This window comes from Legionella nautarum, assembly GCF_001467895.1.
Taxonomy (GTDB): Bacteria; Pseudomonadota; Gammaproteobacteria; order Legionellales; family Legionellaceae; genus Tatlockia; species Tatlockia nautarum.
Window position 1 is genome coordinate 676,576 of record NZ_LNYO01000013.1, and the last position, 17,018, is coordinate 693,593.

Here is a 17,018-nt window from a genome sequence, read left to right on the forward strand (position 1 = left end):
TTAAGCAATTATGCATTGTCGATAACCCGCTAATTAAGCTATAATACTCAATTCTTTTAAATAATTTTTTATTATATAAAAACGGTACGGAGATTCGTTGATGCCAATTTATGAGTATGAATGCACAAGTTGCCATCATCATTTTGATTTAATGCAAAAAATAAGCGATGAACCGGCAAAACAATGCCCTCAATGCTTTCAAAATTCCGCAGTACGCCTAATCTCTGCAGCAGGATTTCAATTAAAAGGAAGCGGTTGGTACGCCACTGATTTTAAAAATAAGGGAAAATCAGAGCCGAAAAAGGAAACGACTTCCGCCAATGCTGAAAAAACGACAGGTTCAGAGAAAAAATCTGAGGACAAGAAAACTACGGGTAGCACATCAACTAGTAAAAAAGGTGATTCTGAGTGAAAGCGCTTCGTAGTTATCTACTCACAGGTTTAGTAGTATGGTTGCCTATTTTGGTAACTTTTGTTGTATTGCGCTTTATTATTGAACTGCTTGATAACACCATTGCTTTACTACCTAATTCCTACCAACCAGAAAAACTTTTTGGGGTGCATATACCTGGGTTAGGGGTGCTGCTTTCCTTATTGTTGCTTCTTGGAACAGGTATTTTAGCGACTAACCTTATCGGGCAACGCCTAATGGGTTGGGGTGAAGCCGTATTGGTGCGCATCCCCTTGGTTCGTTCCATTTACAATACTGCAAAACAAGTTATCCAGGCCGTTTTTGCTACGAATAGCCAAGCGTTTCGTAAAGTACTGCTTGTTGAATACCCAAGAAAAGGATTATGGACAATCGCTTTTCTGACTGGATCACCGCATCCTGAATTAAATACACTTGTTGGGGACGAACTGCTATCCATTTTTGTACCAACAACACCAAACCCTACCTCTGGTTTTTTCATGATGATTCCCAAGGAGGATGCTATCGAATTGTCAATGACAATCGAAGAGGCATTAAAGCTCATTATTTCTTTAGGCGTTATGCAGTCTACACTCGCTGCAAATTGAGAAATAAAAACTAATATAAAGACAGGTGGCTTATGAGATCACATTATTGTGCAAAGGTTAATGAAACAATGACTGAGCAGTCAGTGAGTGTATGCGGTTGGATACATAACCGTCGTGATCACGGTGGAGTAATTTTTTTAGACGTTCGGGATCGCTCTGGATTAGTCCAAGTTGTTTATGAACCAGAACTTGCCTCAGTCTTTGCTATTGCTGAAAAACTACGTCATGAATATGTTGTTCGTATTCACGGAATCGTTCGTTCTCGACCAGAAGGGATGATCAATGAAAAAATGGCAACAGGTCGTATTGAAATTTTGGGCACCCAACTTGAGATATTAAACCAGGCACAAACACCGCCGTTCTTGCCTGATGAACATCAATTAGTGAATGAAGATTTACGGTATCGTTACCGCTACATCGATTTAAGACGTAGTGATATGCAAAATAATCTCACCTTGCGCCATAATTTAATTCGTTGCATTCGTGATTATTTAAATTTACAGAATTTCATCGATATCGAAACACCCATGTTGACTAAGGCAACTCCTGAGGGTGCAAGAGATTATCTTGTTCCTTCGCGCGTGCACCCAGGGCAGTTTTATGCCTTACCTCAGTCACCCCAATTGTTTAAACAGTTGTTAATGATGTCTGGTTTTGATAAATATTATCAAATTGTACGTTGTTTCCGCGATGAAGACTTACGTGCAGATAGACAACCTGAATTCACCCAGCTCGATATTGAAATGGCTTTTATTGATGAAAGCGCTATTCAACAACTCATCGAAGGCATGCTCCAAAAGGTTTTTCAAGAAATTTTAGGCGTTGAAATCCCTAAAACCTTACCAAGAATGACTTACAGTGAAGCAATGCGCCGTTTCGGTAGTGACAAACCTGACCTACGTATCCCGTTAGAATTAGTTGATATTGCTGATCTAGTGAAAAACTGCGAGTTTAACGTGTTTGCTGCGGCGGCAGAAAGCAAAGAGGGTAGGGTCGTTGCCTTAAAATTACCAAATGGCTGCACTTTAAGTCGTAAAGATTTAGATGATTATGGAAAATTTGTAGGCATTTATGGCGCCAAAGGTTTAGCTTACATCAAAGTAAACGATCGTGCCCAAGGAATAGAAGGGCTGCAATCGCCGATTCTCAAGTTTCTTTCTGAAGGCTGCGTGAATGCCATCCTCGATCGAGTTGAAGCGAAGACCGGCGATGTAGTTTTCTTTGGCGCTGGCCATGAACAAATGGTTAATGAATCGATGGGCGCATTACGTATTAAATTAGGCCATGATCGTAATCTTGTTGAGCCAGGTTGGCGCTTATTATGGATTGTTGATTGGCCAATGTTTGAAAGAGATCCAAAAACAAACCAATTACTCGCCATGCATCACCCCTTTACCTCCCCGCAGGAGTTGTCGATTGATGCGCTCAAGCAGAGTCCAACAAAAACCTTGGCTAAAGCTTACGATATTGTAATTAATGGCTATGAAATTGGCGGTGGCTCAATTCGTATTCATCAGACCCAATTGCAACAAGCAGTCTTTGACCTTTTAGGAATTGAGAAAGAAGAAGCCCAGCAGAAATTTGGTTTCTTACTTGATGCTTTACAATATGGCTGTCCTCCCCATGGTGGAATTGCTTTAGGTATTGACCGCTTAGCTATGTTATTAACCAATTCAACTTCAATTCGTGATGTGATTGCTTTTCCAAAGACCCAGTCTGCGTCCTGTCTACTGACTGATGCGCCGTCGGAGGTCGGTAATACACAACTTAATGAGTTAGGAATTCGTCTTGCACCAACTTCACCAACGAAATAAATTAAATCCGACTGATGCCAGTCCATTTTTCTGGCATCGGTTATTTTTCTACCTAGTCTGTATAGCGTTTACTGTACTGGCTTCGGCTCCTCTTTGTGCTAAATCAGATGGCGGCGCTGGTAAACTGATTGAATACCTTGTTCAAGAAAAAAATAGCTTAACTCAGTCTCTCAATGAGACAAAATTATTTGCTGCTCCAGCCAACCAAGAAGAATATAACAAGCGCTTACAAGAAAATAAGACTATGTTGGTGCTTAATCGTGCCAAAATTGCAAGTCTGGAAAGCTTCCTAGTCAATCAAAAAAAATTACAACAAGATTTCACTTTGAAATTAAAACGCTTACAGCAAACTCCTTTATCCGATACCGATCAAATCAGTTCGCAAGAACGAATGTCTAATATTTCTACCCTCATCGATATCAACAAAAAAGGAGTTGATTTAATTGCTGAAGACCTAGTTTTAGCCAATCATTATCAAGATGCATTGAGCTTACAGAAGGAGCAATTAAATTTATGGAAATCCAAGGCACAAATGCATCAAGAATTAGAAAAACTGAGAGCCCAAGAAGATCGACTGCGAGAATCCTTGGAAAAACTTTATGAAAATAGTATCAAGTTACAACAACAAGCAAAATCCAATATTAACTCAACGCTAAACTATCCGCTTGAAGCAAAATTAATGTTAAATAATCAAGTAATCAGTTTAACTCAATATAAAATTGCTGAACTTGATTTACAAAAACAACTGGTAAAAGCAGATTATAAATTACAAAAAAGTCCAGATATTAGAACTTTACAAGCTGTTACCGAAACCTATAAAAATTCGATCACGCAATTATCGGACATGGAAGAGTCTTTAAAGAAAATGGTAGGTATGCTCAATAATGAGCTATTACAGGTTACTGATTCTAATTTAAAGCAGCAGTTTACTGCTTTGGTGCGGATAGTTAATTCAAAAATAGAGGGTATTGTCATTCAACAGCAAACCCTGCAAGAAGACCTTGAAAATCACGAACAAGAATTAAAAAAGCAATTATCGGTGAGACAAAGTTTATCTGAATACCGGCTCGATAGTTGGCCGTCAATTATTCAACAAATTTCGAAAATTCCAAGCCAGCTTTATAACTACAGCAAATCACTTGTGATGAAAGTGAAGGAAAATTATTTATGGCAAGACGTCCTTCCCGCGACTTTAATTTGGTTAACGGTGGGATTAGTTATCTTTGCTAGTTTTGCCTTGAATAAATTATTGAAAAATTTAACACGAGATAAAGAACGCTCGCGTTTATCGGGTCATTTATATACTGGAACTCTAACACTTCTTAGCCGCAACTTACCTCAATTGGCGATTACAACTTCCATTTTACTGTTGCTCTATCTTAATCATGTGGTCTTTGCTAATTATCAATTGCTCGTAAATCTGCTTGGCGTATGGCTTACTTTTCGTACCCTAATTTTAATTGCTAGTTTAGCCTTATTGGAGCGAGTAAGTGATTCATCAGGAAAAGATGTCAGTTTATTTTATCGCCTCAAATGGTTGTTATTGACTGGCGGTTGGGCGACCGCTTTGATGGTTATTTCTAACGAACTCCCGTTATCGTCAATCTTACAAGACATTTTCAGCCGTTTATTCATGTTATTTTTGGTCGCTGTATCAGTGGTTGGCTGGCGCTCAAGAGAAGTTATCACTCATATAATGCACCCACTGTTAAAATCGAAAAAGCGCTATTTCCGTAATGCAGCAGTGCTTTTAGTGGTATTAATTCCCATCACGCTATTTACCACTGCCATAATAGGACTAGTAGGTTATATCAACTTGGCTTGGACAATGAGCCGTTATCAAATGCAAATTCTTTTAATCATTACCGGCTACGTTTTAAGTCGTGGCTTGCTTTTTGATGCACTGGAACTGATGTCGGAATGGATGATTTCATCGTTACATAATGGTTGGCTGTGGATAGAAGTCGTATTAAAGCCTTTAGACAAGATCTGTCGCGTGTTGCTATTTATTATCAGCCTTTATATTTTATTTCAGCTGTTTGGCTGGTATTCGGATTCCGCTGTGTTCATGACCTTACAAGAATATAGTGAATATCCTCTTGTTAATTTATCCGGTATTCATATCACAGCGCTTAGTATTCTTGAGTTTCTTATCCTGCTTTCCATTTTTGTCTGGGCTGCTAAGTGGACGCGTGAGTTTTGTTATCGCTGGCTCTATCGTGATGCAAGGGATGCGGGAATTCGCAATAGCTTATCGGTATTTACTCAATATGCCGTTATTTTAATTGGTGGATTAATCACTTTACGTGTTTTAGGTCTCGATTTTAGTGGTATGTCGATGGTTATTGGTGGTTTGGCAGTAGGAATGGGATTTGGTTTGCGTGATTTTGCTTCCAATATTGTCGGTGGACTTATGCTATTGATTGAACGCCCCGTGCGTGAAGGGGATTTGATTACCATAGGTGCTCATGAAGGACGTGTGGCCCATATTGGTATCCGTTCAATGCGCGTATCGTCCTGGGACAACATGGAAGTGCTGATTCCTAACGCAGAAACCTTCAATAAACCATTTACCAATTGGACGCATCAAGATAGTATTGTCCGCACGGTGGTTCCTATTAAAGTCAGCCGAGCAGATGATCCAGGATTGGTGCAGCAATTAATTTTTGATGTATTGGCCACTGTCCCTGAAATTGTCGCAGATCCACCGGCTCAGGTGTTTTTAAAACAAATTGACGATGCACTCATCGAATTTGAAATACGTTATTTTATTAACGTACAAATCCACACACGCTTTGAGATTCGCTCTAAAATCTTATTTGAAATTATGGCGAAATTTAAAGCGGCTGGTATTAAAGCACCGATACCACCTATCAGCGTAGAATTAAAAGAGGGCATCCATGCTCCTAACTCTAGCAAAAAGAAAGTTGAACAATGAAAATGAACTTTTGGAACGCTGCCGTTTAATTGAAGGATTAAGCTTTGCTCAATTAGCCAATGCTTTGCAAATTAAAATTCCCGCTGAGCAGCAAAGACGTAAAGGGTGGACAGGGCTTGCAATTGAACTGGCTTTAGGAACTACAGCGGGTACAAAATCTGCCCCTGATTTTTCTAATCTGGGGATAGAACTTAAGACTCTACCACTCAATGATAGAGGGAAACCAGCCGAATCTACCTTTGTGACTAGCATCCCTTTGCTGACAATACATCAGCAAAATTGGCCATCTTCACAATGCTTCGCTAAATTAAAACGAGTTTTATGGTTGCCAATCGAAGGAGATAGCAAAATTCTTTTTGAGCATCGTCGTATTGGTCAGGGTTTTTTGTGGTCTCCTAATCAAGCCGAAGAAGCGATCCTTGCCGACGATTGGAATGAATTAACGACCATGATGAGTACCGGTCATTTAGAAGAGATTCATGCCGGGATAGGACAATATTTACAAGTTCGACCGAAAGCTGCCAATGCAAAATCATTGTGCTACGGATTTGATAGCGAAGGCACCAAAGTTCTAACGCTACCACGAGGCTTTTACCTCCGTAGCTGCTTTACCGAACAGATTATTGCTGCCAGTTTATATCAAGGAATTTAATAGGAGAAAAGTTGATGCAAATCACAGTTGCAACCGTTGAGGACTTGCCTAAAATAAATCAATTTATTCGCCAATCTAAAGCTGTTTGGGACTATTCCGAAGCTTTTTTAGATGCGTTTATGGAAAAATATAGTGTTAAATCTTCTTTTTTAGAACAAGAAGAAGTAATTCTTTTTGAGCAAAACGGCCAGTTAGTTGGTCTTTATGCATTTAAAATCAACGAACGATCTGCAGCAGAACTGGATTTATTTTTTATAAACGCAAATCATATTCGCCAAGGATTAGGAAAACAAATCTGGCAGCATGCAATCAATTATGCCGCAGCTAGAGGATGGCATGAATTTGAATTAGTTGCCGACCCCAATGCCGAAGGATTTTACCAAAAAATGGGGGCCAAGAATTTAAGAAACTTTGAATCTTTTCCCGGTCGATTTGTGCCAGTACTGAGCGTTAGTCTCAATTGACAAGAGAGTGGCCAACAGTCAGGAGAGTCTGCAAAGCAAACCTAATTAAAAAGGATAATATCTCGGCCTACATTTGATTATTCGAAAAAAATCAGGCAATTAAAATGTATTACTTCCTATTTTACTTTTTTGATCTGACTTGCATTTGTCTAAAAAATGATTACAGTTAAATGAGTATGCGATTAATTTAATGGAGTTAAACATGAAAAAACACTTGGTTGTGATTTTATCTTCTTTTCTTATTTCTAGCCTTAGCTATGCGTCAGCTTCCCCACAAATAACAGGTACGCCTAGCCAGCAAATCCAACAATTAAATACCCAAATACAAGATCAATTTAACCAGGTACAAACTCAAATTGGTAAGCTAAATACGCAAAATCAAAATCAACTAAAACAATTACAGACTGAGCTACAGGATCAAATCCAAAAATTAAATACTCAGACACAAACGCAAATCAAGCAAATACAGAGTAATTTTCAAGACCAACTTAAGCAAGTTCAAGGCAATTTTCAACAACAGCTTAAACAAATGCAACAGCAGCAAGCTCAGCAACCACAACCAGCTGCAGGTCAACCAGCAGCACCTGCAACACCAGGTAAAAGCTGATAATTGGTAAATCTCTGCTGTAGTGAATTCACTTATCAGGGTTTTCATACAAATATGATCTTGCCCTGATTTGTCGGACGCCCTGTTAAGCGAGTAAAATCAAAAGCGAGGTGGAAAATGAGTAATCCTTAACCATTTTTCCAGGTTCAAATATCTATCAGTATAAAACAATCATATAAGTTGATATATTGAAAGAAGCTAATTTAAATTATGGAGAGCATTTATGAGAACAATCGGAATAAAAATAGCCTTAATCTCTACATTATTAGTACCAGGTTTATTCTCAACATCGTTGTTCGCAGGATCTAAAGATGCAGCCAACAATAAAATAAATGCTGTCATTTCCTCCAACGTTTTTGAAATGGCAAAAAAGAATGAGAACTGGAAATTAGCACTGGTGACAGGGAAAGATGCGCAGGTTGTTTTCATGAATATCACGCCTAAGACCAATCCTAACAATGAGATTGGGCTCGAAACACATCAATTTGATCAAGTTATATTTGTTGTTGAAGGTCAGGCTAAATCTATCCTCAATGGCAAAAACTCAACTGTTACAGCAGGTGATATGATTTTTATCCCTCAAGGGATTCCTCATAATTTTATTAATCTCAATAAGGAAAAACCATTTAAAATAATTAGCGTTTATTCGGCTACTGATATCCCTAAAAATGCGGTCTATAAACAGAAATCTGATACACCACTAGAGTAACTCTGTAACAAATTGATGCAGATCATTTGCTTTAGGAGTTCTGATATAAATGCAACATAAAGAATATCATCGAATTGAGCGAATTGGCTGGTTACGTGCTGCTGTATTGGGTGCAAATGACGGTATTATCTCTACTGCGAGCTTATTGATTGGTGTTGCTGCTGCTCATACACCCTATAGTGGAATATTTATAGCGGGGATAGCAGGATTGATTGCTGGCGCCATGTCTATGGCTGCAGGTGAATATATATCAGTAAGTTCTCAAGCGGATACAGAAAAATCTGCCCTTAGACGTGAAAAGAAAGAGCTTGCAGAGAGTTTACCGAGTGAAGTTGATGAGCTAACCGCCATTTATATTAATCGTGGGTTAGAACCTGATTTTGCTAAAGAAGTTGTAAAACAATTGATGGCTAAAGATGCATTGGGCACACATGCTCGCGATGAATTGGGTATTACTGAAGTAACCAGTGCACGTCCACTTCAGGCTGCGCTTTTTTCAGCCTGTAGTTTTACTTTTGGCTCGTTATTCCCGCTCTTGATAATTTTTATTGTTCCTAGAACCTATCTTATTTCATCAGTAGCAATAATGGCGGTTCTATTTTTGGCATTACTCGGAGGAGCCGCCGCAAAGATTGGTGGAGCTCGAATAGTATTAGGATCATTGCGTGTTGTAATCTGGGGAACAATAGCAATGCTTGTAAGTGCAGGTATTGGCTCGCTCTTAGGCATAGCCATATAAAATGCAACTACGAGGTCTACAAATGGACTAATTGCTTTTAAGCTTCGTACACTGAGTTAACTCAGAAGGTCAATAAATAATTTGATCTTTTAAAACGCTATCAATCTTATTTCAATTGAACAGGGAAATGTAAATATACACATAGCCTTAAACCAGAATTGTTCCATCTTGCCAAATTAATGGTGCAAGGGCTAGGATTTTTGTGTAGGCGCAATCTTCCGTTACTGCAACTTCTTACCCGCTCGATAAATCGAAGTAGCGCTAGGCTGTGCTGTCGGCATTATTGTTAACTCAGCAATATCAACATGTTGAGGTCGGGTAGCACAATAATATGCTGCATCAGCAATGTCTTCAGCAAAAAGCGGATTAAAGTCTTGGTAAAATGCTTTTGCTTTGTCTTTATCGTTCCAACGAACCTCACTGAACTCGGTTTCTACAGCTCCGGGTGCAATTTCTGTCACTCGAATAGGACTTCCCAATAGATCCATGCGCATTGATTTACTTATCGCTCTCACAGCATGTTTAGTCGCACAATAGACGTTGCCATTGGGGTAGCATTCTTGCCCTGCGATAGAGCCTATATTGATAATATGGCCTTCTTGACGAGTCAGCATACCTGGTAAGATATTCCGAGTAACATAAAGTAATCCTTTGATATTGGTATCAATCATCACTTCCCAATTTGCAATGGAACCTTGTTGTATCGGATCTGAAGAGAGCGCAAGCCCAGCATTATTAATTAATACGCTGACTGCTTGCCATTCAGCGGGTAAAGTACTTAAAGTGGATTCAACCTTAGACTTATCTTGAACATCTAAAGTGATAACTAGACATTCTGTCTTATGCATCGTTTCTAAATCTTGTGCAAGTTGTTCTATGCGCTCTTGTCGGCGTGCACAAAGAATCAGTTTTGCGCCGTTTTTAGCAAAAAGTCGAGCACAGGCATGTCCAATCCCGCTTGAGGCGCCGGTGATTAACACAATTTTATTTTGTAAATTTACCATCTGAGCTCCTGATTAGGGAGACAAAATGCGCTGATGCCATCCTGCATTTTGCCAATAATATTCTGAAACATCGGATAATTCATCAAGACGAAGACTATAGAAAATGAATCGAGTTGGTTTGATTCGAAATCCACAATAGTAAGGGCTTAAAGGTAGTTTTTTATTAAGGTATTCCTTTTCAAGTGCCTTTTTTTTATCTTCAATAATTTGTTTAGACTCGATAGGTTGCATTGAGGTCAAAGCATAAGCTGTGAATCGTATTTGTGCTGAATGCGGATTAGTATTCCAATAGTGTTCTAGCTTTAATTGCGATAAAGGTTCGACACTACCTTCCAAAATCACTTCCCGTTGCCTAAGTTCAAACCAAAATGTAAGCGAAACTTTTGGATTAACGCTTAGATCCTTAATTTTTCTTGTCCCTTTTTGAGTGAAAAATATCAATTCGTCGTCGGTAATCTCTCGGATAGCAATCACACGGCTATGCGGCGTTGCATCAGAAGTTGCAGTTGACAAGATTGCATGTTGGGGATTGGAAGCTCCGGCATCTTTTTCTTCTTCAATCCAGTGATTCAAAATTTTAAACGGCATTTTATTGTCTCAACTTCCTTATAAATATGCAAAGTGTAGTCGAAAATATAGGATCTTTCTAATCCTTTTATACCTCGCCGTCATTCCGAGTGAGCGAGGAGTCTCCAAGGCTTCCTGAATGAGTTTGTGTGACTGCAGAATAGTCAAGGAGGCTCCATTTTTTAATGATAAAAATGATTCACACTCTTTAAAATGGAGATCAATTGCTTATTATCGAAATGGTGATTTGCTAAGGGTTCAGCTCTTAAATCTTGAATTTCAAAATCACCAGAAGGGAATAAATTAGTAATGGTTTGAGGTGTAATATAACTGATATTGTAATTACCGCTAACTATAAGTGGATAACGATTTTTTGCATCAAAGAGATTAGAGCCATAACTATAATCAGAATAAGCTGTTTTACAGCCTAAGGCATCTGACATTAGCGTTGGCACTACATCGTAATGGGAGGTAACATAATCAAATTGTTGTTTCGATTTACCCGGCCAATGAACAATGAAAGGAACTTCAATCTGATATTTACTGAAATTGCTTGCATGTCCCCAATAACCATTATGATTGTCATTGAACTCCTCTCCATGATCAGCAGAGATAATAATAATTGAATTATCCCACAAATTGGATTTTTTAATTCCATCTAAGACTTGGGCAACTTGCTGATCGACGAAATTGACTGCATTTAAATAGCGATTTACTAAAGGCACACCATTGTAGCCATTATTTAAGAAATAGCGTTTACAGACTTGAGTTTCTGGTTGAAATGGACCTTTAAAATTCCTTTTTCCGCAATATTCATGGGCTGCATCATAAAAAACAAATGAAAAAACGGGTTTATCCGTTTTACGATTATTGAGAAATGCCAAAAATCGTTTTGTCACCGCTTCATCACGTTGATAGGCCCAGCCGCTTGGAGGAGGGGGCAAAGACAGATTTCTGAAAATAGTCGAGGCAAAATCGGGGATGGTTAAACTTGCGCTGGCATATATGCCGAATTGATAATTTTGTTTTTGCAGTTGATTTATGAACTCAGGGCTCTTTTTCTGCTCAAAAATGGCAGTCCAGTAAGAAGCTGGCATTGAATAAAAAAGCGAAAACACTCCCGGTTGTGTCGCATTTCCACCGCTAAAATGGTTATGAAAATTAAGGTTTTCTGAAGCAAAACGAGCAATATTGGGAGTAGCTTTTTCATTCATTGCATCAAAGCGCCAGGTATCAATGAGAATGATGAAAATATTAGGCGCTTTAACTTCTTTGCTGCACTGTAGTGGATGCGTTGGATAAACCATTTGATGATTGGCAAATTTAGATTGAGCAAAATAGTGGCTGTAAACAAAGAAATTCATATCTTGTTTTGACACCGAAAAAAGATGGCGCACCACATCGGTATAATAAGGAAAAATGGTGCTTTGTCGGATCAGATATTTGTTGCCAACGACTGTTGAGCAAAAGGAAACAACGATCAAGATAATCGAGGCATAAATAAATCGTATAATCCATTTTGAAAAATTAACGACATGGTTAAACCATAGAAATAAAGCCATAAGTCCTTCGATGAGAAGAATAGACGCGACAATGAGATAAAACATTGCCCATTCGCTCGCAGAAAAATAAAAAATTTGATACCGATAGGGGCTGAATAACATCTTCAATATCAGTGTATTTAAATGAAAACGGTAAAGTTTGAAGACATATAAATCAATAACAATAAATAAAATAAAACAACTTATGCAAAGAATACTGATACCAATCGTAATCCAATTTCGCGAGGTAACCTTCGAAATTAAATAAGGAATTAACAAAGCAAAGATTGTTAAAATAGAAAAATAGCTAATATAGGTGACTATGAGATATAAACTTAAAATGAGATGGTTGACGGTATTAGCTTCATGAAAGCCATCTTTTCCAAAGTAAAAAAGTTTGACAGCAAAAGCATCAGCAATGTAATTGTAACAAAGGACATAAATTACAATTAAATTGATAAAGAAAAAATGTAAGAGCCATTTATTGATACGGGGTTGGCTCAAATCCTCACTTATACTCATATAAAAAATAAGGCTATAAAACTAAGGAAAAGTGCATACTTAATTATATAGTACAAATTTTTATTATAGCTCTTAAGTTTTTTCCCCACTAATCGTATTTGATAAATATGGGTAAATAACTTATTAATAGTTCCTACTTGTTCATTAGGTAAATTTTTACTTGCCGCAGCTTTCATTACAGTTCGACTAAAAAATTGATTAAACCGTGTAGCAAGTTTATTTTTTAAAGGTCTTTGAATGTCGCAAAAAAGAATGATTCTATCTTGCGAAGTTTTGTTCTCAGCATGATGTATAAAGGTTTCATCAAACATAACATCCTGGCCATCTTGCCAAAAATAAGGTTGCCCATCGACATAGATACAGCAATCTTTGGAATTAGGTGTAATTAATCCCAAATGATAACGCAAAGAGCCCGCATAAGGATCACGATGCTTAAATAGAAAGCTATCTTTCGGGAGTAGAGTAAACATGGCTGCATTAATATTAGGAATTTGCTGAATTAATTCCAGGGTTTTAGGGCAAAGTGTTTGAGCAGAATGCATAGGGTCTTGATACCATTTTAAATAGAAGCGCTTCCATCCACGGCGGAAAAAAGAATTAAAGCCAATATCATCGTATTTGTCCGAGGCAGAGATGTAACCTTCTTGATATAAAAACTCAGCTTCTTCACGAATGGTTTCCCAATTGTCGCGTAATATTTTTAATTCAGGAAAGGCCGCTACATCGAGGAAAGGCGTTTTAGGAACTGCGGAAAAAAGATACATGATTGCATTAACCGGCGCCATCAGGCTCGAATGGTCAGTGAGCTGTTTTAAAACTTTTAAACGAACTTTTCCACGAAAATGAGTATAAGCAATCGAAAAAATATAGCTGCTAAAAAACAAGGTCTTAAAATTTAAAATTGAAAGGAAAGTCATAAAGGATCCATTATTGTGACAAGCGACTAAATGCTAGAGAAATTATATTCTCTACCTGAACTTGTCAATAAGTAGATTAGTCACAAAAACTAACAGGCACTTCAGTGAGTTCCAGATCTTTTCTAATGGAGCTAAAATACATCGATTTTGCTTTAGCACAGAATCGTGAAGGTTTGAGCTCGTATTCGATATTCAGCACTGCTTTATTTGCATTGATAAAAGGAGTCAGCTGATTACATTCTTTGTAGAAAAAGCATTGTTCATTCACCGCAAAATCGAAATAAGGCTCTAGTAGCTCAATTTGGTCCAAATCGTTTTTTAATCCGACGGCTAGTCCTGCTTGGTGAGTCATATTAGCTAGTAAACTATTATATTTTGCCTGATCCGCTGCAGTAAGCGGGAAGCCTGTCTTGTTTCTGAAGCCATCGACATTATCGAAATCAACAGCATCAAAACCTTTATTTTTGCACATATTAATACGTGCTTGCATAATAGGCATAAGCAGGGTTGTCTGGCGAATATCCAACCATTTTTCTCCAGACCACCCATTGGTTTTGCCTTTGAGGTCAGCGGGAAAATCTCTTTTATCCGGACGCCAATTTTCCCAGGCTCCAGCATTGATATAACAAATTGCTTTCGCATTTTGGGCATGAATTTTAGCAACGGTTTCTGCTGTATTATCAAAACCATCGATGTCATAAACTGGAACGGACTCTTTAAACTTTAGCGGCTTGGTCAATATAATGTTCCATTTTATACCGAGAGGAATTTGGACTGCACAGGTTGAGCAAAACACTGGGGGGGGCAAGTTAAGTTCTTGTTCAGAGGAAGCAAAAGCAGAAGCTGAAACTAAGGTTAGAGAATAAATAATTTTTTTGAACATAAGATTAATCATCGTTTGAGTATTTTTTTGCCAGCACCAGTTTAGTATAGATACACCCAGTATCCTAAACAACTAAATACAAGTATGCTAAGAGTAAAGCTGTGATTTTTCTAGAGCCTGCCTATTCCAAGTGGAATTTTAGAATAACTGCAAAATTTATGGTTCTAATATTTTCATTTCATCATTAGAAGGACTATGCTTAATAATTATCTTAGATAATGCAATGTTGTTTGAATAATTTGATCACTCAAGGAAAAGGATTAGCCATGACTACTGATATTTTTATCTGTTCTCCTGTTCGCACTGCCATTGGAACTTTTAATGGTACTTTGAAGAATACCCCTGCACCACGATTAGGTGCAGTAGTTGTCAGTGAAACGCTCAAACGAGCAGGATTGACAGCTGATAAAGTACAAGCTGTAGTTATGGGCCATGTTGTACAAGCTGGGGCAGGCATGAACCCAGCTCGTCAAGCCGCGATTTATGGTGGCGTTCCTGTTAATGTTCCAGCCTATACAGTGAACCGAGTTTGTGGCTCTGGTGCACAAGCCGTTGTTTCAGCTTATCTCGAGATTGCGAGTGGTAATATTCAATGCGCAATTGCAGGTGGTATGGAAAACATGGATCTATGCCCTTATCTTCTTCCTTCAGCGCGTTGGGGTTATCGCATGGGTGATGGTAAAACCAGTGACTCTATGCTACTCGATGGCTTACACGATGCATTCTCAGGGAATCATTCCGGCTGGCATACTGAAGATCTTGCTGAAAAATATTCGATTTCTCGTGAAGAACAGGATGAGTGGGCTCTTCGTTCGCAACAACTTTTTTCTAAAGCACAGGCAGAGGGCAAATTTGCTACCGAAATTACACCGGTAGAAATCACTTCTCGTAAAGGCATAGAGTTATTTCAGAAAGATGAACATAATCGTCCTGATACAACGGCAGAAACTCTTGCTAAATTGAAACCCGCATTTCGCAAAGAGGGCACAATTACAGCAGGTAATGCACCAGGTTTGAATAGTGCTGCTGCTGCCATGATTCTTGCCGATAAAGATTTTGTTTCTTCACATCATCTCCAACCCATGGCCCGCATTGTTGCTTATGGTATTGCTGCGGTCGAGCCAGGCATGTTTGGCATTGGACCTGTACCCGCGGTGAAACAAGCTCTCGAACGCGCAAAATGGAAAATTCAAGATGTTCAACGAGTAGAAATTAATGAAGCCTTTGCTGCAATTGCTATCGCTGTGGCTAAGGAACTGAATTTAAATGAAAAGGTTGTCAACGTCGAAGGTGGGGCTATTGCTCATGGTCATCCAATCGGAGCTACTGGTGCTATCTTAACCACAAGACTTATTCATTCTATGAAGCGTGATGGTTTAAAACGCGGGATTGTCACTTTGTGTATCGGAGGCGGACAAGGTATTGCCTTAGCGTTAGAAGCACTCTAGCCACATACTAATTAGCTGTCTCTTTAACTTCCATTGATAATTAAAGAGACAGCTATTAGCTGAAAATTCTCATTTTTTAATAACTACTATGTATTGAAGATTAAAATAATACCGATTTTATTATTTTCGATAATTAAATAAAGAGAAATCAGCGGGTATTTGGTCAAAATAAAATCTTTTTGATTGAAAATAGATAACTGAATCAGCTAATGACTGATGAGTTTCTTTATAGTTAATGATTAATTAGATATTTACGGTTAAAATTGCAGCACTCTAATTAATAACTGATCATCAATGAAAAGAAAACGAGAAAACGAAACAATTTCAACTAACGAATCAACACAGTCTGATATTATAAAAGAACGTAAAGTTGAAGCGTCTGAGCGGGCTCAATTATCCGAAGTGGAAGCGAGAAATCGCGGTAGTAAGGATGCCGCTCTACAGGCACGCAAAGATTACGCGCAATTACAGGCAGAGGGTTGCACTCCAGTGACCGAAATAGAGAACGAATCTCCAGCTTATATGGAAACTTATCGGGAAACTTATGAAAAAGTTAAAACTCAGCTACTAGAAAGAGACAGTACTAACCTAAATTCTACTGCGAATGCTTATTCTTTGACCCCTTATTTAACCAATACTATACCTCCTACTCCTCAACAGACAATGCCGAATAGTCTTCAGCAGAATGGGGTGTTTTATGTTCCTCAGATCATGTATCTAAATGCTTTACTTAATTTGTACTATACGAATTCCATAGTCTTAATGGAATTAGAAAAGCAGAGAATGGCAATTCAAATGGAAGAGGAAGCAATAGGCCAAATTGCAAATAAACTAATGGAAGAAATAAAAATAGAACAAATGGCGGATGACTTAAGAGCTCAGGTCGAATCAGAAGTAAAGGATGGAAAGAAGATTTTTTCAGGATCTGATGAAATATCATGGGAAGAAGCCAAAACGCTGGAACGCGAACAAATTTTCCCTGAAGACACTTCTGCAGGAATGGGTACAAATTGGTGCGACTTTTTCCAATCTATATCAACAGAAACAGTTTATCCTTCCGATATGCCAGCTCCCAACGGTACAAAGGATACATTTCCAAATTTGTAACCTCTGTACCAACTAAAATTGTCATCCACGAGAAGGCGAGGCCAAAAAACACTGTCCTCAATTGATGAATGGACTCAGGCCTTCTCAGG

16 protein-coding genes are annotated in these 17,018 nt (G+C 38.4%); 11 read left to right on the forward strand and 5 right to left on the reverse strand.

The window, feature by feature from the left end; genetic code table 11:
• Positions 1–100: 100 nt before the first annotated feature.
• The 9 genes from Lnau_RS06420 (at position 101) to Lnau_RS06460 (ending at position 8,940) form a co-directional block, all read left to right on the forward strand.
• A complete protein-coding gene (locus tag Lnau_RS06420) occupies positions 101–412 on the forward strand; it encodes an FmdB family zinc ribbon protein (protein WP_058504311.1) in 312 nt (103 codons plus the stop codon).
• Positions 409–1,017, forward strand: coding sequence for a DUF502 domain-containing protein (locus Lnau_RS06425; protein WP_058504312.1), 609 nt, complete (start codon positions 409–411; stop codon positions 1,015–1,017). The genes Lnau_RS06420 and Lnau_RS06425 overlap by 4 nt, the downstream gene beginning before the upstream one ends.
• A 32-nt stretch (positions 1,018–1,049) precedes the next feature.
• Positions 1,050–2,831 carry an aspartate--tRNA ligase gene (gene aspS, locus Lnau_RS06430; RefSeq protein WP_058504313.1) on the forward strand — a complete coding sequence of 594 codons (1,782 nt, stop codon included), beginning with the start codon at positions 1,050–1,052 and terminating at the stop codon, positions 2,829–2,831.
• Complete coding sequence (locus tag Lnau_RS06435) at positions 2,806–5,769, forward strand: mechanosensitive ion channel domain-containing protein (protein WP_058504314.1); 2,964 nt, start codon at positions 2,806–2,808, stop codon at positions 5,767–5,769. The genes aspS and Lnau_RS06435 overlap by 26 nt, the downstream gene beginning before the upstream one ends.
• The gene (gene mutH, locus Lnau_RS06440; RefSeq protein WP_058504315.1) at positions 5,732–6,421 is read left to right on the forward strand and encodes a DNA mismatch repair endonuclease MutH; all 690 of its coding nucleotides are present in this window, start codon (positions 5,732–5,734) and stop codon (positions 6,419–6,421) included. Before Lnau_RS06435 ends, mutH begins: the two co-directional genes overlap by 38 nt.
• A gap of 14 nt (positions 6,422–6,435) precedes the next feature.
• On the forward strand, positions 6,436–6,885 hold the full coding sequence (locus Lnau_RS06445; RefSeq protein WP_058504316.1) for a GNAT family N-acetyltransferase: 450 nt from the start codon (positions 6,436–6,438) through the stop codon (positions 6,883–6,885).
• A gap of 202 nt (positions 6,886–7,087) precedes the next feature.
• Positions 7,088–7,492, forward strand: coding sequence for a hypothetical protein (locus tag Lnau_RS06450; RefSeq protein ID WP_065240253.1), 405 nt, complete (start codon positions 7,088–7,090; stop codon positions 7,490–7,492).
• 223 nt (positions 7,493–7,715) lie between these two features.
• Positions 7,716–8,201 carry a cupin domain-containing protein gene (locus Lnau_RS06455; protein WP_193786799.1) on the forward strand — a complete coding sequence of 162 codons (486 nt, stop codon included), beginning with the start codon at positions 7,716–7,718 and terminating at the stop codon, positions 8,199–8,201.
• A 49-nt stretch (positions 8,202–8,250) separates the two neighbouring features.
• Positions 8,251–8,940 (forward strand): VIT1/CCC1 transporter family protein, encoded by a 690-nt coding sequence (locus Lnau_RS06460; RefSeq protein ID WP_058504317.1) that lies wholly within the window; start codon positions 8,251–8,253, stop codon positions 8,938–8,940.
• A gap of 221 nt (positions 8,941–9,161) precedes the next feature.
• Here Lnau_RS06460 and Lnau_RS06465 read toward each other — a convergent pair whose 3' ends face one another.
• The 5 genes from Lnau_RS06465 to Lnau_RS06485 all read right to left on the reverse strand — a co-directional run bounded on the left by Lnau_RS06465 (position 9,162) and on the right by Lnau_RS06485 (position 14,374).
• On the reverse strand, positions 9,162–9,944 hold the full coding sequence (locus Lnau_RS06465) for an SDR family NAD(P)-dependent oxidoreductase (protein WP_058504318.1): 783 nt from the start codon (positions 9,942–9,944) through the stop codon (positions 9,162–9,164).
• Between the two features lie 12 nt (positions 9,945–9,956).
• Positions 9,957–10,532, reverse strand: coding sequence for a pyridoxine/pyridoxamine 5'-phosphate oxidase (locus Lnau_RS06470; RefSeq protein ID WP_058504319.1), 576 nt, complete (start codon positions 10,530–10,532; stop codon positions 9,957–9,959).
• A gap of 161 nt (positions 10,533–10,693) precedes the next feature.
• Positions 10,694–12,574, reverse strand: coding sequence for a sulfatase-like hydrolase/transferase (locus tag Lnau_RS06475; RefSeq protein WP_058504320.1), 1,881 nt, complete (start codon positions 12,572–12,574; stop codon positions 10,694–10,696).
• On the reverse strand, positions 12,571–13,491 hold the full coding sequence (locus tag Lnau_RS06480) for an aspartyl/asparaginyl beta-hydroxylase domain-containing protein (RefSeq protein WP_058504321.1): 921 nt from the start codon (positions 13,489–13,491) through the stop codon (positions 12,571–12,573). Before Lnau_RS06480 ends, Lnau_RS06475 begins: the two co-directional genes overlap by 4 nt.
• A 76-nt stretch (positions 13,492–13,567) precedes the next feature.
• Positions 13,568–14,374 (reverse strand): endo alpha-1,4 polygalactosaminidase, encoded by an 807-nt coding sequence (locus Lnau_RS06485; protein WP_058504322.1) that lies wholly within the window; start codon positions 14,372–14,374, stop codon positions 13,568–13,570.
• 266 nt (positions 14,375–14,640) lie between these two features.
• Here Lnau_RS06485 and Lnau_RS06490 point away from each other — a divergent pair, with 266 nt between their 5' ends.
• Together Lnau_RS06490 and Lnau_RS06495 are read left to right on the forward strand one after the other, a co-directional pair.
• On the forward strand, positions 14,641–15,822 hold the full coding sequence (locus Lnau_RS06490) for a thiolase family protein (RefSeq protein ID WP_058504832.1): 1,182 nt from the start codon (positions 14,641–14,643) through the stop codon (positions 15,820–15,822).
• Positions 15,823–16,116: 294 nt separating this feature from the next.
• On the forward strand, positions 16,117–16,929 hold the full coding sequence (locus Lnau_RS06495) for a hypothetical protein (protein WP_058504323.1): 813 nt from the start codon (positions 16,117–16,119) through the stop codon (positions 16,927–16,929).
• Positions 16,930–17,018: the final 89 nt, after the last annotated feature.